This window comes from Acinetobacter bouvetii (genome assembly GCF_902753875.1).
GTDB classification, from domain to species: domain Bacteria; phylum Pseudomonadota; class Gammaproteobacteria; order Pseudomonadales; family Moraxellaceae; genus Acinetobacter; species Acinetobacter bouvetii_A.
The window spans coordinates 29,056-53,090 of sequence record NZ_CADDTS010000033.1 but is presented as its reverse complement, the minus strand read 5'-3'; the positions used below and the strand labels follow the sequence as shown (position 1 = coordinate 53,090).

The following is a 24,035-nucleotide window of genomic DNA, read 5'->3' as shown; positions in this document are numbered from 1 at the left end:
ACTTATTTTTAGATATTATCTGTTGAATTAACAAAGTCTTGCAATCAGGCTTTGATGAATTTATGTAATTTAATCCAGCATTTCACGCTGAAATTCGTCACTTTGTAATGTTTTGCCACCCCGGGTGCAGGCGCAGATACATGCAATAAAATGTGCAGCATCGCGTGGAAGCTTTGCTTCACCCAAAAAATAACGTTGCACTTGCGCAAAGACATTGTCCTTAAAGCTGCTACCATCACCGCCGTCACCAGTCAGGTTATCCAGGGAAACGCGGAACTTTCGTCCAAAGGCAGTAGCATACATCCATTCAATCGCTTGCGGCTTGATTTCTACCTGTTCAAATAAAGCCTGCTGTTCTGCGCTACGGCCATCTGGGGCATACCAATAACCTAAATCGGCTAATAGTCGTCTTTTGTCGCCAGCAATACTCCAGTGACTGATCTCATGTAGGGCACTATTAAAGAAGCCATGGGCAAATTGAATGCGGGCAGGGGCATCTTCCGTTGCCGGAAAATATTCAGGTTCAAAGTCACCTTTGACTAAACTCACATTTAAGTGGGAAAACCAGTGATTAAAGTGTAGTATAAGCCAATCTACTTGTTGAACTTCTGTCTGCAAACTGGCCCAAGGTGAGAGTTGCACATGGTCTACAGAAACCACAGAATTTGAGGTTGAATGAGAGGTTAACCGTAATGAAGTTGTGACTTCAGGTTGCGGCTGCAACTGATGCATGACTTGTATTACCCAAATGATCTGTCTAAATAAGTACAAAATTGTATCTTAATCTTTGACAGAGTACCGATGAATTTGTAGAATTGCCGCCTTAATTATGTCAGCAAATACCTTTCCGGCACAGATTGAGCCGTTTAAATGGGCTGAACAAGGCTTTACATGGTCAGGTACACTGCCATTGTCTCGCTTTGTTCGAATTTCCCGTGAAGCTGTTGGGTCAATTGATAATCAATTGATCAATATAGACTGTAAGCTATCAATGGATGCGTATCATCGTATCGTATGGTTAGATGGTCATGTTGAAACGAAAGTGCCAATGGAATGTCAGCGTTGTCTGAATTCTGTTGAAATTCCTCTCGTTTCAGACTTTCATTTAGCGCTTGTGGATGATGAATCACTGATAGAGCGCTTGGATGAGGATGCTGATTTCATCGTCTTGGGTGAAAGTGAAGCAACGACAAAAGGTAGCTATGATGCTCCTGCAACCGCTGATTTACTCTCTCTGATAGAAGATGAATTGTTATTGTTGATGCCTTTGTCTCCTAAGCATGACGTTTGTGAGCATAAGCATCAACCTGCCACTGATAACATTGTCGAAGAAAAGCGGGATAACCCGTTTGACGTTTTGGCAAGTTTGAAGGGTAAACTTAACTAATTTTTGTGTTATACTCTCGCGTATAAGACAATCGAATTTGTTCTGATCCATTTTTTCGATCTTTGTAAGGAGCCATCATGGCCGTTCAGCAAAACCGTAAAAGTCGCTCTCGCCGTGACATGCGCCGTTCACATGACGCTTTAACCGAGAATGCATTAACTGTAGACCAAACTACAGGTGAAACTCATCGTCGTCACCACGTGACTAAAGATGGTGTTTACCGTGGTCGTCAATTATTCGCTAAAGCATCTGCTGAATAATATACGGTGTATTAAGCGTCAAGCTTAGTAGAAAAAATGGGAGCGAAAGCTCCCTTTTTTTATTGCCGTTTTTTGTTGTATTTGGCAATTACCAAAGCAAAAATTAAGTGTTAAATTTCGCTCCATAAACGAGCTTAGGTTCATGAAAGGATTTTTATATGTCTGCTAAACGACTCGAGCAAGCAGCTCAAGCGACAAAAACTGCATTTGTTTTTCCTGGTCAAGGCTCGCAAAAAGTGGGAATGTTGGCTGAACTTGCAGAACAGTTTAGCGGTGTGACTGACACTTTTGCTGAAGCATCGGAAGCAATTGGTTTTGACTTGTGGCACATTGCGCAAAGTGGTGAAGGCTTAAATCAAACCGAATTTACTCAGCCTGTATTGCTTACTGCAAGTATTGCTTTATGGCGCGTGTGGTTAGAGTTGGGTGGTGTTGCACCTAAATATCTGGCGGGTCACTCATTGGGTGAATACAGTGCCTTGGTGGCTGCTGGAGCAATGAGCCTGGGCGATGCTGTTAAACTGGTGAACTTGCGCGGCAAGCTCATGCAAGATGCCGTTCCACAAGGTCAGGGCGCGATGGCGGCTATTTTAGGCTTTGATGATGACAAAGTGATTGAACTTTGTGCACAAGCCAGTGCTGCAGGTAAGGGCAGTGTAGAAGCAGCCAATTTTAATGCGCAAGGCCAAGTGGTGATTGCGGGCAGTAAAGATGCTGTGGATGCAGTGATTGAATTGGCAAAAGAACAATCAGGTAAAGCTATTGCATTACCAGTATCGGTTCCGTCACATTGTTCATTGATGAAACCAGCTGCCGAGAAGTTTGCAGCCGCTTTGGAACAAACTGCCATTGAGCTACCTAGCCTTCCTGTAATACAAAATGTCAACGCGGAAATTGCGCAAGATGTGACAGGGTTACGTCAGGCATTAACTGCACAATTGTTTCAATCTGTGCAGTGGACCAAGACCATGCAATTCCTTCAAGATGAAGGCGTGCAATATGTGGTTGAGTGTGGTCCGGGTAATGTACTTGCCAATTTGGCGAAGCGTTTACCAAATATCGAAAAAGCATTCCCACTCGACACGAAAGTGCGTATGGAAGATGCATTAAATGCCATTTTAGTGGCTGAAGGAAAAATTGCATGACACAGGAACGCAAAGTCGCACTCGTGACCGGTGCGAGCAGAGGGATTGGTGCAGCCATCGCTCAGCAATTGATTCAAGACGGTTATTTTGTGGTGGGTACAGCAACTTCTGAGGCAGGCGCAGAAAAATTATCTGCGAATTTTGCTGAAAATGGTGCTGGTGCAGTACTGGATGTACGTGATGCGACAGCAATTGATGCTTTGGTTACAGACATTGAACAAAAATATGGTCCTGTTCTTGCATTAGTGAATAATGCGGGTATTACCAAAGATAATTTGTTACTGCGTATGTCTGAAGATGACTGGGATGATATTCTCAATATTCATTTGAAGGCTGTATACCGCTTGTCTAAACGTGTTTTAAAAGGCATGACCAAAGCACGTTTTGGCCGCATTATTAACATCAGTTCTGTTGTTGCACATTTTGCAAACCCAGGTCAGGCGAACTATTCTGCTGCCAAAGCAGGGATTGAAGCGTTTGGTCGTAGTCTTGCAAAAGAAATGGGCAGCCGCCAGATTACGGTGAACGCTGTGGCACCTGGCTTTATTGCAACAGAAATGACTGACCAATTAAGCGAAGACATTCGCAAAAAAATGAGTGATCAAGTGGCATTGAACCGTTTGGGAGATCCACAAGATATCGCAAATGCAGTGAGTTTTTTAGCGAGCGAGAAAGCAAGTTATATCACTGGAACTGTTTTACATGTAAATGGCGGTTTATACATGAGCTAATTGGCTGATGTATAAACTTTGCAAAAATAATATATTCAATTAAACTAACGGCATTAAAAACGCCACAAGCAATGAGGAGAATTCCTGTGAGCGATATCGAACTACGTATCAAACAAGCGGTTGCAGAACAACTTGGTCTTAAAGCTGAAGAAATTAAAAACGAAGCATCTTTCATGGATGACTTAGGTGCTGATTCTTTAGACTTAGTTGAGCTTGTTATGTCTTTCGAAAATGATTTTGACATCACTATCCCTGATGAAGATTCTAACGAAATCACAACTGTTCAATCAGCAATTGACTATGTTTCTAAGAAACTAGGTTAATCGTTGTTTCAGCTCTGCTGAATATAAAAAGGCCACCATCAGGTGGCTTTTTTATTGCAGATCAAAAGTATAAATTACATATCTTTACTTTTGTTTCACCAAAGACAACCTTTCCACCTGACAAAGTTATGTATAAAAAAAGAGTACTCTTTTAAAAAAGCATGAATAACAATGATGGAGAAATACAATGGGTCTTTTTGATTTTGTCAAAGGTATTGGTAAAAAGAATACAGCGCCAGCAGAGCAACAAGCTGCACCAGCCACTCCAGTTGAACCCTCAGCACAGGAAATTGCCAATAAACTGCTCGGCCATATCAAGGCTTTGGGCTTGCCAGTGACTGGCTTGTCTGTGAGCTATAATAGTACTTCTGATTTAGCGACGATTAAAGGTCAGGTGCAAAGTCAGGCAGATCGTGAAAAAATTGTGTTAGCAGTCGGAAATGTCGATCATGTGGCACAAGTGGATGATCAAATGACCGTCGCTACGCCTGAACCAGAAAGCAAATTTTATACAGTAAAATCTGGTGACACCTTGTCTAAAATTTCAAAAGAATATTATGGTGATGCCAATCAATATAATAAAATTTTTGAAGCTAACCGCCCATTGTTAAAAAATGCAGATGACATTTTTCCAGGGCAAGTCCTGCGTATTCCCGCTTAAGTTGGACTATATGGAAAAGGCGCTTTGAGCGCCTTTTTTATCGAGGTTTGTGTTGTAGTTTAAGTCTGGCAAGTTGTTTTCTATCTAACAATTTTTTAGGGTCTAAATAATAGTGTTGCACCAAAATCTTAATCAGTTGCCTGCGGTTATCTTCATTAAACATATTCAGATCAACATGTGTCATTTTATATTGTTTGCGAAACTCTAGCTTTAAAATAAAGCCGATACTACTCGTTTTCCAATGTTGCTCTTGGCTTAAGACTTTTGCTCTGGTTGGCTTAAGGGTACGAGACTTTAAGAGATGAGAGCAGTACAGCTGGGTTTTTAACAGCTTATTACGTTGCACCAGATTCCTGAGCTTTATTCCAAAACTTTGTATGGATATGCTTTTGCTGGTGACTACAAATTTCATATTAAGGGCGATAAATGCCAGCATGATGAAGAGCGTCAGCATGAACCAACCCGGCGTGGATTGATGCAATAAATACTGAATCAGGCTACTCAAATCTTGAACCTGAGAAAAGGTACTGAGTGAGTGCTGCGCTAAAACAATAAACAGGGCAGGAATAAAGATCAGTGCAATTAGATAGCGAGGCAGATAACGACATTGAAATAGAGGATATTCAGTTGCTATGTCCATGAACCCGCACCTTTTAAAAAAGTATAAATAGGGCATGATTGCTATTACTAGCGCAGAGACTGTTCCATTGTGGGACAGAGATTGCACATGATGGTTATCAATTTGCCTCCTCTAATCAATAGTAGTTGAATTTTTTTAATATTTTTTAGCATCCTGTTTTCTTAGATTATTTTATTTTAAGTTTTAATCTTACATGGATTTATCTATTTCTGTTGTAGATTTGAATGGACAGGTAAATGTTGTTACTGAGCGTTTTAAGTTTTTATTCTTTATTGTTTTATATAATATTTCCATCTCTATATTTTAATGCAGTATGAACTTTATTCAGGCACAAATTTTGCTGTTCCATAGTGAATTAATTTTTAATGAACGGTAAAAATGAGCTTTCAAATTCATCGCTGTACACAACATGAAGAAGCTGATTATCTGGTTTTGGCTTCAGGTTTAGGTGGCCATGCCAGTTTCTGGAAACCACAAATTGCCGCTTTATCTGGCTATTTTCATGTGCTGGCTTATGATCAGGAAGGTTGTCATGCGGACTCAGCCATTTTGCCTGATCCCTATAGCTTTGGCGATATGGCAAAGCAGTTACATGAAATTCTAAAGCGAGAAAGTATTCACCGCTTTCATTTTGTAGGACATGCGATTGGTGGCTTTATTGGTGCGGAACTGGCGATATTGGTCAATTCGACTGAGTTTGGATTGCTCAGCTTGACCTGTATAAATTCTTGGGATGAACTCGATCCGCATACGCAAAAATGTTTTGAGGCACGTACCGAATTATTAAAATGTTCAGGTGCAGAGGCTTATGTGCGGGCACAGGGATTATTTCTATATCCACCAGCCTGGATTTCAAAGCATCATCAACATTTAAAGACTTTAGAAAATATTCAGCTTGAAGATTTTCCGCCTCATCAAAATGTACTCAAGCGCATTCAGGCTGCGCAGCTATTTAAAATTAACGATCAGCACAAACGGGCATTGCAACATAGTCAGTTGCATTTCATTGCCAATCAGGATGATTTTTTAGTGCCGGTACAAAAGTCCACGGATTTACAACAGCGACTCGGTCATGGGCAACTCAGTATTCTTGCCTCTGGCGCACATGCATCTACGGTGACAGAGACTGAACTGCTGAATAGCACTATCCTTGAATTTCTGCAAAAGCATTTTGCACCTGAAGCTTCCTTGTCGGGTGTTACAGGCTGATTCAATGCAATCGAAGCTATTTTTTGACTGAACCGCGATCTTGATATCGCGGTTTTTTTTGCTTGAATTTTAGTGAAATAATTCCAGTATTGCCAAAAATTCAGGGCCTGTTTTTTATCCAATAATGCATTTTTTTGGAGCCAAAATAGCCATAACGGTGCAGTGGTCTAATTTTCTATTTTACTGTTTGTTAAAATAAATAAATTATAAATATTTGATAAATAATAATTAAAAATAATTGGCATAGAATATGCTAAATATCAAATATAACAAATTCAAGATAATGACTTGAAGCAGATTGATAACCAGATGGTAAAAAAAAGAGGTATTCGAAATGAAAATAGGCGTCTTTTGTCCAATCGGAAATAATGGCTGGTTGCTCTCGGAAAATGCACCGCAATATAAACCAAGTTTTGAAATGAACAAGCAAATTGTGCAGCGTGCAGAACATTATGGATTTGATTTTGCACTTTCCATGATCAAGCTACGTGGCTTTGGTGGCAAAACCGAATTTTGGGATCATAACCTCGAAACATTTACCTTAATGGCTGGACTGGCGGCTGTAACGAGCAAAATCAAGATTTATGCTACGGCTGCAACTTTGGTTATGCCACCTGCGATTGTGGCCCGCATGGCATCCACCATTGATTCCATTTCCAATGGACGTTTTGGACTGAATGTGGTCACAGGCTGGCAAGCCCCTGAATATAGCCAAATGGGTATGTGGCCAGGGGATGAATACTTTGCCAAGCGTTATGATTATTTATCTGAATATGTAGAAATTTTACGTGAACTATGGGCTACGGGAAAATCGGACTTTAAAGGTGAGCATTTCCAGATGGAAGATTGCCGAGTTAGTCCGGTGCCACAAGCTGATATGAAAATCATTTGTGCTGGACAATCGGATAGCGGTCTTGAATTCTCTGCCAAATATGCTGATTACAACTTTGTGTTTGGTAAAGGTCTGAATACTCCGACGGCCTATGCCGAGATCAATGACCGCTTAAAAGCACAAACGGATAAAACCGGTCGTGATGTACAGACTTATGTGCTGTTTATGGTGATTGCTGCAGAAACCGATGAAGCTGCTTTTGCCAAATGGCAAAGCTATAACGATGGGGCAGATGTTGAAGCAATTAACTGGCTGATGAATCAGGGCGGCAAAGATACCAAATCTGGCGCTGATACCAATATTCGCCAAATGGCATCCAGTGTTTCACCGGTCAATATCAACATGGGAACTATTGTCGGTTCTTTTGAAAATGTTGCAAAAATGCTGGATGAAATTGGTGAAATAGACGGAACTGAAGGCATTCTTTTAACCTTTGATGACTTTATTCAAGGAGTCGAGGATTTTGGTCAAAAAATTCAGCCTTTAATGAAATGCCGTGAACATATTGTGCTGGACGGTGAAGCGGCTCCAGTCGCAGTTTTGGAGAAATCAGCATGAATAGCAATGAAGCTTTAGAGAATGTGGTCTGTGCCGGATTTACCCAAACAGCAGGCAGCGGAAAAGTGTTAAAGGCTGAACCGGAAGCCATCCAGCTTGCTCCAGAGCAAACAGCGCTGATCGTGATAGACATGCAAAATGCCTATACCTCTGAGGGTGGGTATTTAGACTTGGCCGGTTTTGATGTATCGAAAACCAAACCGGTGGTGGAGAACATCAAAAAGGCGGTGGATGCAGCACATGCGGCAGGCATTCAGGTGATTTATTTCAAAAATGGTTGGGATGAGCAATATGTAGAAGCAGGTGGGGTTGATTCTCCAAATTTTCATAAATCCAATGCCTTAAAAACCATGCGCAAGCGTCCTGAATTGCAAGGCACCTTGCTGGCAAAAGGGCATTGGGACTTTGAACTGATTGATGAATTGCAGCCTTTAGCACAAGACATTGTGATTGAAAAACCACGATATAGCGGCTTCTTTAATACCGCTTTGGACAGCATGTTGCGCTGTAAAGGCATTCGTAATCTGGTGTTTGTCGGGATTGCCACCAATGTCTGTGTGGAATCGACCTTGCGTGATGGCTTCTTTCTGGAATATTTCGGTGTAGCGCTGGCAGATGCCTGCTATCAGGCAGGTCCGGCAGAAGCCCATGCCGCAAGTTTGTATAACATTAAAACTTTCTTTGGCTGGGTTTCAGACACAGAAAACTTTGTAACCACCTTTCAGCCTCAAGCGCAATTAGAAAAATCGGCTTAAATCTATAACAGATTCGGAGAACAGTATGCCTAAAGAAATCATTATTCCAGAAGGAACTTCAAAACCGCTTGCACCTTATGTTCCGGCAACGAAAGCCAACAATATCGTGTATGTATCGGGAACTTTGGCTTTTGACGAGAACAATAATGTGGTGCATGTAGGCGATGCTGCTGGCCAAGCACGACATATTCTGGAAACCATCAAAAAAGTGATTGAAACAGCAGGTGGAACGATGGATGACGTGACCTTTAACCATGTTTTTGTTAAAGATTGGGCCGATTATGCCGCCATTAATAGTGTATATGCTGAATATTTTCCAGGCGATAAACCTGCGCGCTACTGCGTACAAACCGGGTTGGTCAAACCTGATGCTTTAGTGGAAATCGCTTCAATTGCCCATGTATAAGCAAACTAACCATTAATCAAATTGCGTGATTAAAACCAATAGCATTGAAATCTGAGTTTAATCATCCAGACCAGATTTCATTCAGGGAGAAGCCGATGAACAGCAAAATAATGTCTCTTCAATCTGCTACAGATGATGTACAACATGCACATAGGTTCCAAATGGCAAACGAAGAGTCTCAGGACATCGATCCGTTGACCTTTAGGCAGGGAATGTCCAATTTAGGTGCAGCCGTGAATGTGATCACGACGGATGGTGCAGCCGGGCAGGCCGGTTTTACCGCTTCAGCTGTATGTAGTGTGACTGATACACCACCAACCTTGCTGGTGTGTTTGAATCGTTCTGCCTCGGTATTTGAGACTTTTAAACGAAATCAGGTGCTTTGTGTAAATACCTTGGCGGCGCATCAAAAAGATTTATCCAATATTTTTGGTGGAAAAACGCCCATGTCGGAACGATTCTTGCGTGGCATATGGTCAACCTTGATCACGCAAGCACCTGTTTTACAAGATGCACTCGTTTCCTTTGACTGCGAAGTGGTACAGAGCATGTCTGTGGGGAGCCATGATGTGCTGATCTGTCAGGTCAAGGCGATGCAACAAAATCAGGGCAGCAATGCATTGATGTATTTTAACCGTGCTTATTGTGAGCCTCAACCAATGAACTAATCCAATATTCCTAATTTAAGGGGAGGGGAAACCCATGCAAGAAAAAGAATCGTGGTTCCCGAAATTTAAGCCTTATCAAGGCAATCTAGATGTCACACCGGTGCAGGTGGATGAATATTTACCTGCTGGTAAAAGTATGGTTTTGGGTCTGCAACATGCTTTTGCCATGTTTGGGGCTACCGTACTCGCACCATTGTTAATGGGCTTTGATCCGAATCTGACGATTTTTATCACCGGGATTGGCACCATTTTATTCTTTCTGATCACTGGCGGGCGAATGCCAAGTTATCTGGGATCAAGTTTTGCCTTTATTGGGGCAGTGGCTGCCGCGACCGGTTATGCCGGAGCTGGCTCCAATCCGAATATCGGGCTGGCACTGGGTGGCACCATGGTCTGCGGTCTGATCTATGCTGCGATTGGCCTGATTGTGATGAAAACTGGAACCGGCTGGATTGAAAAGCTGATGCCACCAATTGTGACCGGTGCGATTGTCATGATTATTGGTCTGAATTTAGCCCCAATCACCATCAAGAGTGTGTCAGCAAGTAGCTTCGATACCTGGATGGCTGTCGTCACCATTATCTGTATCAGTGCTGTAGCGGTGTTTACTCGTGGTATGGTTCGCCGTCTTTTGTTGTTACTGGGGCTATGTAGTTCCTATCTGGTTTATTTTGTGCTCGCCAACATGATGGGCTTTGGTAAAGCCATCGATTTTTCAGTCATTTCCAATGCAGCTTGGTTTGGTCTACCTACTTTCCAAAGTCCAGTCTTTAATGCCAATGCAATGCTATTGATTGCACCTGTGGCGATTATTCTGGTTGCAGAAAATCTGGGGCACTTTAAAGCAGTATCGGCGATGACCGGTAAAAACCTCTCACCTTATATGGGACGTGCATTTTTGGCGGATGGTGTGTGTACCACTATGTCTGCATCCGTGGGCGGCACAGGGATGACCACCTATGCTGAAAACATTGGGGTGATGGCTGTTACGAAGGTGTATTCAACCACCATTTTTGTGGTTGCGGGCGTGTTTGCCATTTTACTAGGCTTATCACCAAAGTTTGGTGCAGTGATTAGTACCATTCCGGTGGCATTACTCGGTGGTGCATCGATTGTGGTCTTTGGTTTGATTACGGTCGCGGGTGCCAAAATCTGGGTGGACAACAAGGTCGATTTCACTAAAAACAGTACCTTAATTATTGCAGCAGTCAGCCTGATTATGGGCGCGGGTAACTTCAGTTTGCACATTGGTTCCTTCGATTTAGGCGGTATTGGTACAGCAACTTTGGCGGCAATTGTATTGAACCTGTTCTTGAATCGTGGTGAAGAAAAAGATGGCACAGCCGAAGCAAGTTTAAGCAGTATTGACACTGATACTTCAGCGACTTCAGCAGTTAACCATTAGGAGTTTATTTTGAGTCATACAATTGCATTTATTGGACTCGGGGCAATGGGGTGGCATATGGCCTCCCATCTTCCTAAACTTGGTCATGAAGTCTGGGTGTGGAACAGAACTGAGTCCAAGGCAGATCATCATTCTGTGCTTTTTCAAACACAGTCCGTAGATGTAGCAAAAGCAGTGCAGGCTGATTTTATTTTCTCCTGCTTGCCCACCAGTGTGGATGTAGAGCAGCTGATTGCAGAAAATCCACCCAAGCCGGGTAGTATCTGGATTGATTGCACCAGTGGTGTTCCTCAATCGGCGCAATCTTTAAGTCAAAGTCTGAAAGCAACAGGGGTTGCCTATCTGGATGCACCGGTTTCAGGTCAGACCATCGGTGCGGAAAGAGGTACTTTAACCGTGATGATTGGTGGAGATGTCGATGCTTTTGAGCGTGCTAAACCGATTATTTCGGCTTTTGCGGGTCTGATTGAATATGTGGGGGAAAGTGGTTCAGGCTTTGCGGTTAAAGCCATTAACAATACTTTAATGGCGACCCATTTATGGGCTTTGGCAGAAGGTTTAACCGTGCTGAAGTCGAAAGGGGTAGATTTGTCTGCGGCTTTGAACTGTATCAACCATTCCAGTGGCAAAAGCAGCATGTCTGAAAATATCATGGCGCAGCGGGTACTCAGTCGAAGTTTTGATAAAACTTTTGCTCTGGATCTGTTGCAAAAAGATATAGGCATTGCCATCGATTTGATTCAGGAACAAGCTCTGAATTTGCCAAGCATGCATTTAATTCAGGATCAGTTTGCATTGATTAAAAAAGAACAGGCCCGGCAACTGGATTTTTCAGCTGCGGTACAACGTTTAGAGCAGATCAATCAGATTGAATTGAGCTAAATACATCGCCCATGAATTGTATGATTACTTAAAAACCTGGATTGAAAAATTCAGGTTTTTTTTGTTGTTTCATTTGGTCATCAATTGCAGGAAATCCAGCTGCCCAAAAACGATAAACGTTCGCAAGTTGGATATGATCCGAATTAGAAATAGGTGAATATTTGTTTTAAATATGAACAATTCGACCTATACTTTAAAAAGCTAATATAAAGAAAAATAAGAGGTTTTATGAAAGGGCAAATATTGGACTTTTCCATTCAAAGTAATTCGGGTGTGATTAGTGGCGATGACCAACCTCGCTACCAGTTTTCTGGCGCAAACTGGCGTGGACAAATTCCACCGGCTCGGGGTCAGAAAGTTGATTTTACTGTAGATGGAATAGGACAGGCCAATGAGATTTATATCCTCAGCTCAGCTTCTGCATTTCCAGCTCAAGTCGGCGATAAAAATAGGATTGTGGCTGCAATTTTAGCTTTTTTCCTTGGCGGCTTTGGTATTCATAAATTTTATTTGGGGCAAATTGGCTGGGGTATTGTTTATCTGATTTTCTTCTGGACCTTCATTCCGGCAATCGTGGCTTTCATTGAATTCATTATTTATCTGTGTACATCAGATGAAGACTTTGCCCGAAAATATGGCTGATTCTGATTGAAAAAAGGGCGAGATCGCCCTTTTTTTGTCTGCTTTATTTAGCAGGCTGTCCCCACTGATTATTTTCCCGTTTGGTGTCTGAAGCCCACCAGATAATGAGCGGAATAATGCCAATAACAGTCAGGATAAGAAGTTGCCACCAGCCTGATCGATTGGTGTCATGTAAACGACGCGTACCTACAGCCAGGCTTGGTAGGAATAAAGCCAAATTTAATAGGCCATTCAGTAACTTGTCAGTACCGAGTATTGCATCAATCATTTGTACAATAATGCCTAAAATGAAACAAACGAGCATAAAAAACCAAAATTCCTTACGTCGTGCACGCCCCTCAAAAACCACATAATTTTTGAGACATTTGACAAACCAGTCAATCATGTTGAATTGTTCTTCTTCCTTGTTTTGGTCGGAAATTTTGTCTAACTGTTCTGAAATATTGTGTATGGGATTGCTTGGACCTAAGGCTGTAAAAATTTGAACTGCGCTGCCGGACTGATCGATATCAAAATCGACCCGGTCACCACGAGTTGGTGGGCGTTGTCCGCGCCATTCTGCACCGGTAAAATTGTAGCGGTTTTGGTCATCGCCACTGATAATGCCTGAATTGGTTTGGATTGAATAATCTAGAATCTGACCTTTCATTTTTACCTCTATTTTTTATGTGTATACGTTATAAATTTAGTCTTGTTATTGCATGTCATCATAGCAGAAGTGATTAAAATTTAAACTTATTATTCATTTTTAAGTTGCTGTATTAATAAAGTTTTTATTATTAAAAAATCCCGCGACAAGCGGGAATTTTCTATCATGGAAATACTTTTAATCCATATCCATTAAAATTTATACCAGTAAGATTTCTCCCACCTTTGCAATAAAATTTTTGCTCTAGACTTTTAAAGTTTGGATGAACTTTATGTGGTCTTAAATATTGTGAGCGAATTGGTTCTGCTACTAAGTCCGCGAGTTGCAACCCAGTAGAGTTTGATTTTTTATCAATAAATTTAATTTCAAAAGGGAACTTTTCACTTTTCCAATTTTCACCATTTTTTATGGTTTTAAATGCGGCTTCTAGCTTCAAATTCTGTTGCTTCCCTCTACTTTCAATTGAAATGTGTGAAACTCTATTTTCTTGTTTCCTTTCTTTCATAAATCTATAAATACGTTCTAGGGAATACTTTAACGCAAGTTCATAAGGATTCTGTGGAATAATATATTTCTCTTTTAATTTCAATTTGTCTATTACTGTTGCAATAAGAATAAAGTTTGTTGACTCTATAATTTCGGTCAGTCGACCTAGAAAAACTTTTCTAAATTTTGAATCTTGTAAGCATTCAAAATCACCAATACAGTTCATCATGTCATAACCATGAATAATGACTTGATCATAGCCAAAGGTATCAAACTTCAATTTTTGAAAGCTAGGAACAGCTGTTTGACTGTAATAAGTTTTATCAAATAAGCAAAAGGCTAAAACAAAGTATCTGTCATCCTCTTTAAAGTTGTTTAGGTTATCGGTGCCGCTTTCATCAGCAAATATTGTATATGCATTATATATTGTCAATTTAACCTCAATTATTTGATTTTAAATGATTAAATAATTTATTCTGTATGAGGATTAAAAAAGGGAGGAATGAATCCTCCCTTTTTAGAAATAAATCTAAACATCATGCGACACATAAGTTGTCATCGAGAATATGACAAATCAAATATTTAGATATCATTAGGGATAATTAATGACAACTTCTGCGACACAATTAGTGTCATTTTTCGAGTTTTGCGACACATAAGCTGTCATTTTCTGAAAAGCAGTTTTTAGATTATATTATTATGTCTAGAATATTATATTCTTTCGTGCTTCTTACGTGAGTTTTATGATCTGTTTGATTATTAATGGATTTTTTGTATATGTTTAAGCCTTTGTCATCTTGGATCGAACGTAGACAGCCGATTCCTAAACGTTTTTATACGCCAGGATATATTGATGTACCGAAAGATAATTGGAGTGTTTGGCTTTCAATTGAGGAAGTTGCTCCTCTTCATCTCGCTAGAGAAATGCAGTGGCTAAGTTTAAGAGAGTCAAGAGAAAATACAGCACAATATTTGGAAACAGCAAGTGAGTTGATATCTGGATTGGAAGGAGGGTCGTTGGATAGATGGGAACAGGAACAGATTTTAGAGCATCTTGGAATGCCACCTTTTCCATCATTACCAATTTATTTAATTTCTTGTTTGGATGATTCTAGCGAAGAGCTCGTATATGTTGGAAAGACAAAGAATACGTCTCGATTTAATGGCGGACATTCTGCAGCCTTAAAACTCCATGCACCAGAATATAGCAATAAGCAAAAGAAAATATATAGAAGTACAGTTTGGTTTCATGATGATGAGGAATATATTTCTCTTGATTGGATTCAACCAGAAGCTTTAGCTCATGAACTTTTAGATAGTATTGAATCTCATCTTATATATCAATTTCAACCGAGTTTAAATATAGAAAAGAAGATAAAGCCAACAGCTAAATGGGAGTTTTATGTTCATATTCAGAATTTTTTAGAAGGGGGATTTTTAAATGACACCTTTATATGAAGAAATAAGGTCTATTTGTAATATCTCGAGTTGAAGTGTGCAGTAGCTAGCGTCTGTTGAGAATAGTCGCTCTAATCTATTATCGTTGATTAGGTCATCTAACTTAGGAGACATTAATTTTTCTTGAGCATTATTTTAATTTGAAAACCGCCATTAATGGCGGTTTTGTATCGTACCAGCTAAACAATCTTATAATCGTGATTTAGCTCACCGTTAAAATATTTCAAATTATTAGTTTTAAAACGTCGGTCTTCTTGAAAAGCCTTACTCTTTTATCTGTTTTTCCAAAATAGTAAGGTTTTATAAAACCTTGAGTTTGTAAGTTGGTAATATGTGAGTGACGCATATTTAGAATTGCACTTGCTTCAGCACCAGTAACATATTCCTGTTTTAGCTCTAAAACAGCTGTTAGCTCCTTCTTACTTACAAGTTTCCAATAAACTAGATTTTCAATGTTTAAGAAACCTGTTTCACACCAATATTTTTGCATCCAATTGATAGGGCAATTTAATTGATTTGTTGCATCTAGATAGGAAATATAATCCTCGCTATCGAGCTTCTTCTTAAGATTTAACAGCGAGCAAGCTTGGATTTGAACTGATAAAGGGTTTTTCTTATCTTTGTTAAGAATTCCTCTTTGAACAAGTACTGCAACTTTATTTGGGCTAATTTTTAAAAGTGTAGCTGCATCTCTTAGCGAGTAATAATTCAAACTGGTAGTTAAAGATCCTAGCGTATCTTTTCGTCTACCAGTACGTGTGGGATAGTGTTGAATTGAGTTTAAATCATTTGAATTAGTATCTTGAACATCGTTTTTTAAAAAAATATTAATTGGGGTCGAATCAATATGAGGTCCATGAACGGGCGTTATACCTATTGATTCTAATTTCTCCACAAGATTTGTAGGGTTTACTCTAAATTGTTTAGCCAACGTTGCCACTAGCATGTATTTGCTTTCGAATATATGAACTTTTTTTTTGAGTACATTTGAGGCTTATCTGCAATTTGAACGTTTTTGTCTACATCAAACCATCCATTATTTGCCAGTTTCCTTGCTGTTTCATAATTGATTTCTAAAGTTTTAGAAATCTCTTTTAAGTCAATGCGATCATTACAGATAGTTACTGTATCTAGTATTTCGAATGTAGGTTGATCTATATTATTTAAGCCCATAATAAAGCGCTCAATATCTAAACTTGAGATATTTCCATGATAAAGCTCTTTGTTTCCAAACTTCAAATAGTCACTTTCTATCAATTTCTCAAGCTCGAAACGAGAAACCTTCAAAACACGTTTTATCTGATGATTGCTAAGTTTTCTAGAAATACTTTTTCCGCTAATTTTGTATTCGTAAGCATTTTCTTCTACAGTTTGAATGTGCTGTTTGAAAAATCGTTCATACTTTAAAAAAGGTAATAGTTGAATCCTTGGGTGAGAGTAATCACGACGTGAATGGATACATGAGCTTAGTTTGATTACTGAAGTTTCAGGACTCTGAAAATATTCATAGACATAAAGAAGGACCTTTAAGTCTGTATTAGATCCATCAAATTCAAAAAATTCATTAAAGGCTTTCCAGCAAGCTGTGAACTCTTTAAACAGTTTATTGGAGTTAATATTTAGAACGTCAATAAACCAATAAATTGTTTCAAGAGACGTTGCTTCTCTGGTGGGGGCTTTATCCAGTTCATAACCACAGCACGAGCAGTTTTTTACACTAGCTTTTAATGTGATAGGATTGTCACAATTGGGACAAGAATCGATTAAAAAACAAGAATGAGTTGGGCATGCATAAATTGGTTTGAGCATCCATAATTTTTTTAAATACGCATTTTCAGCAAGGCAAATAGGACAGTAGCGTATGTTATCTAATACAAACAATTCATGATCCACTTCAATAGCACCTATTATTCTAGGTGATCTATTTGTAGGACCTGATCTTTCAAATGCTAGGTATGAGTAATCACTATTTATATTTAAAGCATTCAAAACTAAGCTAAAGCGAACATCGTCTACAAGATGGTAATTGAGTGATTCCTTAATGATAGATTGATAATTAACTTTACCGACTAAATTAAAGATTGAACTATGTGCATTAAGTTTGGCGGTTCTTAGTAGGAAGCTGATTGGTGATTCATCTTCATAAGGAATTGCTTGGATTAAAAGAGTATTTTGCATAATTATATTTATTTCATGAGTGAGATAATTTGAGACATATTCATTTCGAAGGGATTTTTACTTTGTTTGCTAATGTATATCGTGATACCTAATTTCCAGGCATAACTTAAATCATTAGAGTTAATAACCTGCCGACCATCGTTTAAAGCATGCGTAATACTTTCTCTAATAAGGCTCATAATGTATGAGTGATAACCTTTCGTTGCTAATTGAATTTGCATGCCTACCAGTTGGCTATCTAATGCTGGCATGAAGGTAATATTTTGCCTATCGAGAATTCTTGAAACTTCGGCAAGAAATGCAAACATACTTCCACCCTGTGAGGGATCAACAGTTAATGGGTTTAGCTGGTAGATGAATTGAAATCTGCGTGCAATTTGGCTATCAATTTGAAGTAGTGGTACAAACTCAGGTAAACCAACTAAACAAAAACTGATTCCAGTTCTATTCACTAAGGTTTTAATCCAATTGCCTGTAGTGCGATTCATTCTTGTCGACGTCGGTTTACGCTCAAATAAATGATGGAACTCATCTAAAAATATAAGCTTGGTTTCACATTGGGCAAGTAAATGAATAAGCCTACTTGTTAAGTATTCAGTCGTACCATATCCATTTTCACAAGTGATATCCCCCAGCTCTTTGAGCATCATTATGGCTAATGATTTCACTGTGGCAGGTGAGGGTACTTCTACATAACATGCTGGGATGATAGATTTTTTATGATCCTTTTCAGTTTTTTCTGAACGTGGCATCAAGCTTAAGATTGCTTTGCACAAAGTTGTTTTTCCTAATCCTCCTTCTGCCAGCAGCATGCTTCCAACTGGTTCACTATAAGAAATACTTCTTTTGACACAATCTTGTATACCAGTGAAAGCTGCCATAAATTCATTTGAAGTAATGACAATATTGTTAATAGATCGAATCTGTTCAAATCGGTTGTCAAATTTTTCCATGTTTCAATACCTCCAAAGAACCAAACTGATCAATTGAAGTAGGTGTATTTATAGTGGAAATAGATTGTTCAGAAATATCCTTTTCCTTCGAAAGAAGTTGTTCTTCAACTCTTTGTAACTGCTTGGGAAGCTCTAGTGTAAGTGGTTTTAACCTTGGCTTTTTTCTGACAATATTGGTTTGAATTTCTTGCATAAGTTTGTATAAATAATATAAATCGGACATTGAACCGATCTTTTTTATATCTAATTGTGACTGATTTTTCTTAAGTTTTTGAACCTCTAAATGGGTTACACGAGTCAATCCAAATGTATAGTCTTGATTAGTTGAGTCTGCTTGAATGACGACATCTTTATTGTTGGGATCAATGATAAAAACTTCATTCAAATTTAAGTCATCAACAAGCACAGTAACGGTCTTTATGCCTTGTGCTTGTAAAGTAGTAAGTGCATGAGAAAAATAACTGATATTGTCCACTCGGACTTGACCGTGATTAATACTTCTTTCAATAGGCCTACGACAGAGAATTTTGGCATCTATTTCTGTTAGAAAACTAGGCTGGATATCTTCAATAGCATCTTGCCACATGATGATGGGTGAACGTCCTGTTGTGTGATGGATAGATTGGTGATAGACCTCATTAATCCATCTGCTTATATATTCTCTTAGTTGCTCCAAAGTTAATTGTGCATTTTTACTGGAATTGTATTCACCTCTTTCTGTTGGGTTTGAGAAGGTTGTACCAGGTAGCTTTTGAAGAATTCCATGTGTCAGCGTGCTAAAAAAACGTTCAATGTGCGGTTTGTTATTAGGCGTACCAACTTGAGAAGGAGTTAGAGTAATTTTCAGTTGTTCACAAACTCTTGCGAGAGCATTATTTTTAAATTCCACACCATTATCTGGAATGATGATGCTTGGAATTCCTCCTGGTAGCTTTTGGTTCGGCCGAGTAATCATGTCTTTAATTACTTCTAATGTTGTTGCAGCACTAGGTGGATACATATTGATATAAGATCCAACAATTGTTCTTGAGTAAACATCAATTGCACATGCTAGAAAAGGCCGCCCTAAAGCAGTTTTTGTTTTTGGGTCTATAACAATAATGTCGAGATAGTGCGTATCAATTTCGACCATGTACATAGCAAAAGGACTAATAATACTTTTACCCGCTGCTTGAAATTTTTTCTTTGCTATTCGAGAGCCTTTTTTTACTTTCAGTTCAATAAATGGATCTAATTTCTTGATATATCGTTGAATACATCTGCGTGTTGGTAAACTATCTAATGGGATGCCTTGCTCTATGAACTGACCAAGCATATGGGCTTGGACATCTTTACTACTTCTGTATTCTGGTTTTAGATATACCTCATTAATAGCTTGATTTAGAATTTGATAAATTTCTGGACTGAACCGCAAAGTAAAATTGCCTTTCGATTTATGTTTTAAGCTGAGCTTATTATCCAAAGCAGACTTATATTGAGCTATCCATCTCGCAACAGTGCGGCTAGAAGGTGGGTTAGGGTCTTGGATTTCAGCAGATATGTGGTGTATTAATTGTGAAAGTAAATTATTACTCGTTGGGTATTGTAATAGCCGCAAGGCGCTTATTACATAACGTTCTCTTCGATGAATCGCAGTACTATGTTTGGGGTTAATCATCAGTTTATCTGGCGCGAAGACACATAAAATTTCACCTGATGTATACCGGTTTTCAAACTCATTTGGGGACATCGAAAATGATTTTCCCCCCGCAATAGCTGCGTAACGTATAGCGTTATAGGTTACAGAACCGATTTCAAAAATATAATCAGGATGTTCTTTAAAATAAAAACGAAAACCTGCCTGGGGAATAAAAAGAGCATTATTCATGTTAATGAGCCTCTCTTATTTCTTTTTTGACTCCGCCAATCTTTATTCTTTGATGAAAAAATAGATAGTCTGCTAGTTCTTGTTTAAGACCAATTGATTCAAGTGTTTTATAGGCTTGCGTTGAGTTATCAAATTCTTTGAGTTTTAACTGGTCTAAAGCGTAATTAATTTCGAAAGTATTCCAGTTGTATTGATGTCCTCTTTGATACCAATAAAGCAACTGAGAAATCTCTGATTCATTGGGTAAATTTCGGTGATCTATTAACTTAAAAGTAATATCAATTGAGTGGAGTAGATCGGAAAGTATTGCAAAGCGGTTTAAGTCATCAGTTGATAATGATGCTATGGATGGTTTGACTTCGTGAACTTCATAATCACCTTTTTGGGTTTGAACTAAAAAATCTGGAAAACAATACTGTTCATTGATCAGTAAAATTTTTAATGCTTGTGAGCGATATTTTAAGACATTTGGATCTTGTTCTAACGAGAGTGCATGAGCAAGTTCAAGTCGGCTTTCTAATGGTATTGCTCCACAACACTTTTCACTAGGGAAGAGAGAGGTTCGACGACCAAATGCTCCTTGGTGGATTTTACGTTGCCCATGAAGTGTAGCTGCTACATTTGCTGTTGTTTCAAAGGCAATCTTAATTTGTTTCAAGATATTGGTTTGAACATCAGTTTTTGAAAAAACTGTTTTATAAGACATATCGGTTCATCCATAAGTAATTCTATTCTCAATAGACATTTGAGAATGAGCTAATCTGTACTATTGCGATCGAATAGCACTTACTTGACTGGTGACGATATAGAGAAGATACTATGATTCTCACGTCTTTATATTCTTCTATATAAAGTCACCAACGGATCCTTTTAGGGTCCGTTTTTTATTGAATTTTTCTCTAGTTTTTCATAATTACTCCAAGAGTATTTTTAAGTATGAGAAATTTGATGGTTCATGAAAAAGACGTATTAATAATTTCACACAACTATCAATCATCTTTAATTCCTAATTTAACTGCGATTTTGTGACTCTCTCCTCGAATAGGAACTCTATTCATTTTCAAGACTCTATATACCAATTCTGTTGAAAAGTTATTCTCCTTAGCCCAATCCGAAAAGGATATTCCTTTCTTTTGAAATTCTGTCTTAACTTGCTCAATAGATTTAGCCATAGCGTTGAAATTTGTAAGATATAGGAGGAAATTTAATTTCAAAAAAAAAATTAAATCAAGTTATTTTTTTTAATTAATTTATTGTTTTTTAAGTAAATATTTTTGAAAATATTATCTTATTTATTTTCATAATATTTTTAAAATATTATCTAAAATCTTTAATTTCTCTCTTTTTTCTTCTCCGTATAAATCAATTTTTTGATCTAACTTTATAAATTCTGAATTAAGTTCAGGATATTTTAATACGAGTTCATGCAAGTACTCTTTTTGAGTGTTTAAGCTAATTATGTTTTTGTTTATTAAACTTTTTTCAAGTTCTATAACCTTTTTTAAGCGGCTATTTAAAAAATGATTTCTATTCTGTTTTAGTTTTTCAGTTTCACTATAAATGAATATACGACTATTACTTTCTGACCTTTTAAAACTCAAGAATCCATGACGCAATAATGTTCTTAAAGACGCATATATATGCGATGCATGAATGGTAGAATTTTTTCCTTTAAGATTTTTAATGTTTTTTAAAAACATTTTCGCTTCCCACTCATGGATTTCATTTTGAAGAAAAACTTTTTCAAACTTTTCTGTATGTGGAAGATAAAATTGAAACATAGCTATTAAATCTTTTTGATAAAAAGAGGATTATAGTCCGTGGATATATAGTCCTCAATTGGTGATATTTCTGTTTTTGAGCAATTAGTTACAAATGTCAGAATTATCAGTAGCAATCGGTCAATTAATCCGCAATAGACGAACACAACAAAAATTAACTCAGGAATCTCTTGCTCTTCAATGTGGGATAGATCGTAGTTATATGGGACGTATTGAACGTGGCGAGGTTAATCTCACTGTTGAAAAAATTTATGAAATTGCTTTTGTGTTGAAAATTAGTGCCAAAGATTTACTACCTTAAAATTAAATTACCTATTACATCCAACAGTTTTGGGTATTTATGACGTTCGATGAGTCTTGCCGATATTCCTAAAGAAAATGGTTTTTTTAATACATCTGCTTCATGATGCGATAAATACGTTTATGATTCACTTGCTTCAATAACATCATACTTGCCTTTAAGTGACAATTGAAATGTGACTCAGTTAGAGCTTGCTCGTCTTTTAATAAGCCACAGTCTTATGTATCTAAAGTTGAAATTTTACAAAGAAGATTGAATATAATTGAATTGGTAGATTGGCTTACTTATCTTAGATAAAGATATGAGAGTATGTATGAATCAATTCGATTTTTATGTTTAAAATACATTATCTGTATTAAGTTTATTGATTTACAATGAAAAAAAGAATAGGTCCAGATGGAGTTCATTTTTTTGATAGGGCTAATGGGAATAATATCCTAATAAATGAACTTCTATTGCCAGAAGTAGAATGGACTGTAGCTCCTAGACAAATTTCAGTAGCACTTACTAATATTTGTGATTTGCATTGTAAATTTTGCTATGCGCCCAAAATAAAAGCCTCTCTTCCATTTGATTACTTAAAAAAATGGTTAAAGGAAATTGATCAGCTTGGTACTTTTGGAGTGGGCTTTGGAGGCGGGGAACCAACTTTATATCCTAAATTTGCTGAGATATGTGAATTTACAGCTAACGAGACAGATTTAGCTGTAACATTCACTACTCACGGACATCGTTTAACTGATGATTTATTGTCTAATCTTAAAGGAAATGTACATTTCATAAGAATAAGTATTGATGGTGTTGGGACTACTTATGAGAAATTTCGTAGTCGAAAATTTGATAAATTAATAGAACGTATTGAAAGAACAAGGGAAATCAGTTCTTTGGGTTTCAATGTTGTAATTAATGATTCAACTATACAGGACCTTGATCAGGTCACAGAAATTGCAGAGAAGTTTGATATATCCGAAGTTCTACTTTTACCCCAGCAAGCTACTCAAAACGTCAAAAGTTTATCAAAAGATTCTTATGAAAAAATGAAGAAGTGGATAGAAGGGTATGGTGGGGAAACTCGCTTAACTATAAGTGATGTTGGGCTTGAATCAAATTTTATATGTAATCCACTTTCGATGGAAACTGGACTTAATGCTTATGCCCATATAGATGCCTTGGGCTTTCTCAAAGCTAGTTCATATTCAAATATTGGTCAGCAAATTGGTGAAAAAAGTATTTTAGAAGCACTTCAGTTATTAAAAGAATGTAAGTAGAGGGAAGTATGAAAATTTGGAATAGCTATGGCTCAGAGCATTCTATGAATTTAGTCTTAATAGGTTCATTTGTTCAAGTAAAAGATGCTGAAAATATCGAAAAGTTAGTCGAAAAGTTAAGACAAGTTTCAGAGCAAGAGGGGTATTATTTATCTAATGAACCTCCACAAGATCACAGATTTTCTAAAGAGGTACTAGAAACTCTCCAAGAATTACGCATTCATTCTTTATCACCTTTTGAAATCGAGCAGTTTAATTCTGAGTATTATCTAGAGCGAGATGGTAATAAATTAACGTTTGAGACAGATGAGAGTGATATATCTGCATTTATTAAAATATTTGTAGAGGCTGGTGCTAAAGTAGAAGTTTACTCAAAGCATTTTTATCCTGAGAATCCTGAGAATCCTGAGAATCCTGAGAATCCTGAGAATCCTGAGAATCCTGAGAATCCTGAGAATCCTGAGAATCCTGAGAATCCTGAGAATCCTGAGAATCCTGAGAATCCTGAGAATCCTAGAGAGTAAGATAAA

General features: G+C 38.0%; 29 protein-coding genes and 1 pseudogene. 19 read left to right on the top strand and 11 right to left on the bottom strand.

All coding sequences use genetic code 11. The features are described 5' to 3' along the window. Window positions 1-69: 69 nt before the first annotated feature. The gene (locus FB6_RS09960; protein WP_174559845.1) at window positions 70-732 is read right to left on the bottom strand and encodes an elongation factor P hydroxylase; all 663 of its coding nucleotides are present in this window, start codon (window positions 730-732) and stop codon (window positions 70-72) included. Window positions 733-829: 97 nt separating this feature from the next. Here FB6_RS09960 and FB6_RS09955 point away from each other — a divergent pair, with 97 nt between their 5' ends. From FB6_RS09955 to lysM, 6 genes are all read left to right on the top strand, one after another. Beyond that, window positions 830-1,387 (top strand): YceD family protein, encoded by a 558-nt coding sequence (locus FB6_RS09955; RefSeq protein WP_174559844.1) that lies wholly within the window; start codon window positions 830-832, stop codon window positions 1,385-1,387. A 77-nt stretch (window positions 1,388-1,464) separates the two neighbouring features. Then, the gene (gene rpmF, locus FB6_RS09950) at window positions 1,465-1,647 is read left to right on the top strand and encodes a 50S ribosomal protein L32 (protein ID WP_005011848.1); all 183 of its coding nucleotides are present in this window, start codon (window positions 1,465-1,467) and stop codon (window positions 1,645-1,647) included. A gap of 158 nt (window positions 1,648-1,805) precedes the next feature. Continuing rightward, on the top strand, window positions 1,806-2,792 hold the full coding sequence (gene fabD / locus FB6_RS09945; RefSeq protein WP_174559843.1) for an ACP S-malonyltransferase: 987 nt from the start codon (window positions 1,806-1,808) through the stop codon (window positions 2,790-2,792). Beyond that, window positions 2,789-3,523, top strand: coding sequence for a 3-oxoacyl-ACP reductase FabG (gene fabG / locus FB6_RS09940; protein WP_174559842.1), 735 nt, complete (start codon window positions 2,789-2,791; stop codon window positions 3,521-3,523). Before fabD ends, fabG begins: the two co-directional genes overlap by 4 nt. Before the next feature lie 86 nt (window positions 3,524-3,609). Beyond that, window positions 3,610-3,846, top strand: a complete 237-nt coding sequence (gene acpP / locus FB6_RS09935; protein ID WP_004651013.1) for an acyl carrier protein — start codon at window positions 3,610-3,612, stop codon at window positions 3,844-3,846. 187 nt (window positions 3,847-4,033) lie between these two features. Continuing rightward, on the top strand, window positions 4,034-4,507 hold the full coding sequence (gene lysM, locus FB6_RS09930) for a peptidoglycan-binding protein LysM (protein ID WP_174559841.1): 474 nt from the start codon (window positions 4,034-4,036) through the stop codon (window positions 4,505-4,507). Between the two features lie 37 nt (window positions 4,508-4,544). Here the strand turns inward: lysM and FB6_RS09925 are convergent, their stop codons facing one another. Continuing rightward, window positions 4,545-5,147 (bottom strand): hypothetical protein, encoded by a 603-nt coding sequence (locus tag FB6_RS09925; protein ID WP_174559840.1) that lies wholly within the window; start codon window positions 5,145-5,147, stop codon window positions 4,545-4,547. Between the two features lie 378 nt (window positions 5,148-5,525). On the opposite strand from FB6_RS09925, the gene rutD reads away from it, so the two are divergent. The 8 genes from rutD (at window position 5,526) to FB6_RS09885 (ending at window position 12,564) form a co-directional block, all read left to right on the top strand. Continuing rightward, entirely contained in the window at window positions 5,526-6,356 is an 831-nt protein-coding gene (gene rutD, locus FB6_RS09920; protein ID WP_174559839.1) for a pyrimidine utilization protein D, read from the top strand. 334 nt (window positions 6,357-6,690) lie between these two features. After that, on the top strand, window positions 6,691-7,806 hold the full coding sequence (gene rutA / locus FB6_RS09915) for a pyrimidine utilization protein A (protein ID WP_174559838.1): 1,116 nt from the start codon (window positions 6,691-6,693) through the stop codon (window positions 7,804-7,806). After that, window positions 7,803-8,561 (top strand): pyrimidine utilization protein B, encoded by a 759-nt coding sequence (gene rutB / locus FB6_RS09910; protein WP_174559837.1) that lies wholly within the window; start codon window positions 7,803-7,805, stop codon window positions 8,559-8,561. The genes rutA and rutB overlap by 4 nt, the downstream gene beginning before the upstream one ends. 25 nt (window positions 8,562-8,586) lie before the next feature. Further along, window positions 8,587-8,967 carry a pyrimidine utilization protein C gene (gene rutC, locus FB6_RS09905; RefSeq protein ID WP_174559836.1) on the top strand — a complete coding sequence of 127 codons (381 nt, stop codon included), beginning with the start codon at window positions 8,587-8,589 and terminating at the stop codon, window positions 8,965-8,967. Window positions 8,968-9,128: 161 nt separating this feature from the next. Continuing rightward, window positions 9,129-9,635 carry an NADH-dependent FMN reductase RutF gene (rutF, locus tag FB6_RS09900; RefSeq protein ID WP_254592230.1) on the top strand — a complete coding sequence of 169 codons (507 nt, stop codon included), beginning with the start codon at window positions 9,129-9,131 and terminating at the stop codon, window positions 9,633-9,635. Window positions 9,636-9,669: 34 nt separating this feature from the next. Beyond that, entirely contained in the window at window positions 9,670-11,040 is a 1,371-nt protein-coding gene (gene rutG / locus FB6_RS09895) for a pyrimidine utilization transport protein G (RefSeq protein WP_174559834.1), read from the top strand. 9 nt (window positions 11,041-11,049) lie between these two features. Further along, window positions 11,050-11,922, top strand: a complete 873-nt coding sequence (locus FB6_RS09890; RefSeq protein WP_174559833.1) for an NAD(P)-dependent oxidoreductase — start codon at window positions 11,050-11,052, stop codon at window positions 11,920-11,922. 228 nt (window positions 11,923-12,150) lie between these two features. Further along, window positions 12,151-12,564, top strand: coding sequence for a TM2 domain-containing protein (locus FB6_RS09885; protein WP_174559832.1), 414 nt, complete (start codon window positions 12,151-12,153; stop codon window positions 12,562-12,564). 43 nt (window positions 12,565-12,607) lie between these two features. Here FB6_RS09885 and FB6_RS09880 read toward each other — a convergent pair whose 3' ends face one another. After that, window positions 12,608-13,213, bottom strand: a complete 606-nt coding sequence (locus tag FB6_RS09880) for a DUF805 domain-containing protein (RefSeq protein WP_174559831.1) — start codon at window positions 13,211-13,213, stop codon at window positions 12,608-12,610. A gap of 163 nt (window positions 13,214-13,376) precedes the next feature. Beyond that, complete coding sequence (locus FB6_RS09875; protein ID WP_174559830.1) at window positions 13,377-14,132, bottom strand: DUF3800 domain-containing protein; 756 nt, start codon at window positions 14,130-14,132, stop codon at window positions 13,377-13,379. Window positions 14,133-14,476: 344 nt separating this feature from the next. On the opposite strand from FB6_RS09875, the gene FB6_RS09870 reads away from it, so the two are divergent. Then, window positions 14,477-15,157, top strand: coding sequence for a hypothetical protein (locus FB6_RS09870; protein ID WP_217427338.1), 681 nt, complete (start codon window positions 14,477-14,479; stop codon window positions 15,155-15,157). Between the two features lie 223 nt (window positions 15,158-15,380). Here the strand turns inward: FB6_RS09870 and FB6_RS16585 are convergent, their stop codons facing one another. The 7 genes from FB6_RS16585 to FB6_RS09840 all read right to left on the bottom strand — a co-directional run bounded on the left by FB6_RS16585 (window position 15,381) and on the right by FB6_RS09840 (window position 21,936). Next, a complete protein-coding gene (locus FB6_RS16585; protein ID WP_254592227.1) occupies window positions 15,381-16,103 on the bottom strand; it encodes a hypothetical protein in 723 nt (240 codons plus the stop codon). Beyond that, the gene (locus tag FB6_RS16580; protein ID WP_254592226.1) at window positions 16,097-17,335 is read right to left on the bottom strand and encodes a TniQ family protein; all 1,239 of its coding nucleotides are present in this window, start codon (window positions 17,333-17,335) and stop codon (window positions 16,097-16,099) included. The genes FB6_RS16585 and FB6_RS16580 overlap by 7 nt, the downstream gene beginning before the upstream one ends. An 8-nt stretch (window positions 17,336-17,343) precedes the next feature. Further along, entirely contained in the window at window positions 17,344-18,288 is a 945-nt protein-coding gene (locus FB6_RS09860; protein WP_174559828.1) for a TniB family NTP-binding protein, read from the bottom strand. Continuing rightward, the gene (locus FB6_RS09855; RefSeq protein ID WP_174559827.1) at window positions 18,275-20,155 is read right to left on the bottom strand and encodes a Mu transposase C-terminal domain-containing protein; all 1,881 of its coding nucleotides are present in this window, start codon (window positions 20,153-20,155) and stop codon (window positions 18,275-18,277) included. The genes FB6_RS09860 and FB6_RS09855 overlap by 14 nt, the downstream gene beginning before the upstream one ends. Before the next feature lies 1 nt (window position 20,156). Continuing rightward, complete coding sequence (locus FB6_RS09850) at window positions 20,157-20,861, bottom strand: hypothetical protein (RefSeq protein ID WP_174559826.1); 705 nt, start codon at window positions 20,859-20,861, stop codon at window positions 20,157-20,159. A gap of 283 nt (window positions 20,862-21,144) precedes the next feature. Beyond that, window positions 21,145-21,327, bottom strand: a complete 183-nt coding sequence (locus tag FB6_RS09845) for a DNA-binding protein (RefSeq protein ID WP_174559825.1) — start codon at window positions 21,325-21,327, stop codon at window positions 21,145-21,147. 126 nt (window positions 21,328-21,453) lie between these two features. Next, a complete protein-coding gene (locus tag FB6_RS09840; RefSeq protein ID WP_174559824.1) occupies window positions 21,454-21,936 on the bottom strand; it encodes a hypothetical protein in 483 nt (160 codons plus the stop codon). A 94-nt stretch (window positions 21,937-22,030) separates the two neighbouring features. On the opposite strand from FB6_RS09840, the gene FB6_RS09835 reads away from it, so the two are divergent. The 4 genes and pseudogenes from FB6_RS09835 to FB6_RS09825 all read left to right on the top strand — a co-directional run bounded on the left by FB6_RS09835 (window position 22,031) and on the right by FB6_RS09825 (window position 24,029). Then, on the top strand, window positions 22,031-22,237 hold the full coding sequence (locus tag FB6_RS09835) for a helix-turn-helix domain-containing protein (RefSeq protein ID WP_174559823.1): 207 nt from the start codon (window positions 22,031-22,033) through the stop codon (window positions 22,235-22,237). Between the two features lie 172 nt (window positions 22,238-22,409). After that, a pseudogene (locus tag FB6_RS16575) lies at window positions 22,410-22,534 on the top strand (helix-turn-helix domain-containing protein); the annotation flags it as partial. A 77-nt stretch (window positions 22,535-22,611) separates the two neighbouring features. Next, window positions 22,612-23,505, top strand: coding sequence for a radical SAM protein (locus tag FB6_RS09830; protein ID WP_174559822.1), 894 nt, complete (start codon window positions 22,612-22,614; stop codon window positions 23,503-23,505). A gap of 8 nt (window positions 23,506-23,513) precedes the next feature. Then, window positions 23,514-24,029: a DUF6375 family protein gene (locus FB6_RS09825; RefSeq protein ID WP_217427337.1), complete on the top strand. Its 516-nt coding sequence runs from the start codon at window positions 23,514-23,516 to the stop codon at window positions 24,027-24,029. Window positions 24,030-24,035 lie beyond the last annotated feature (6 nt).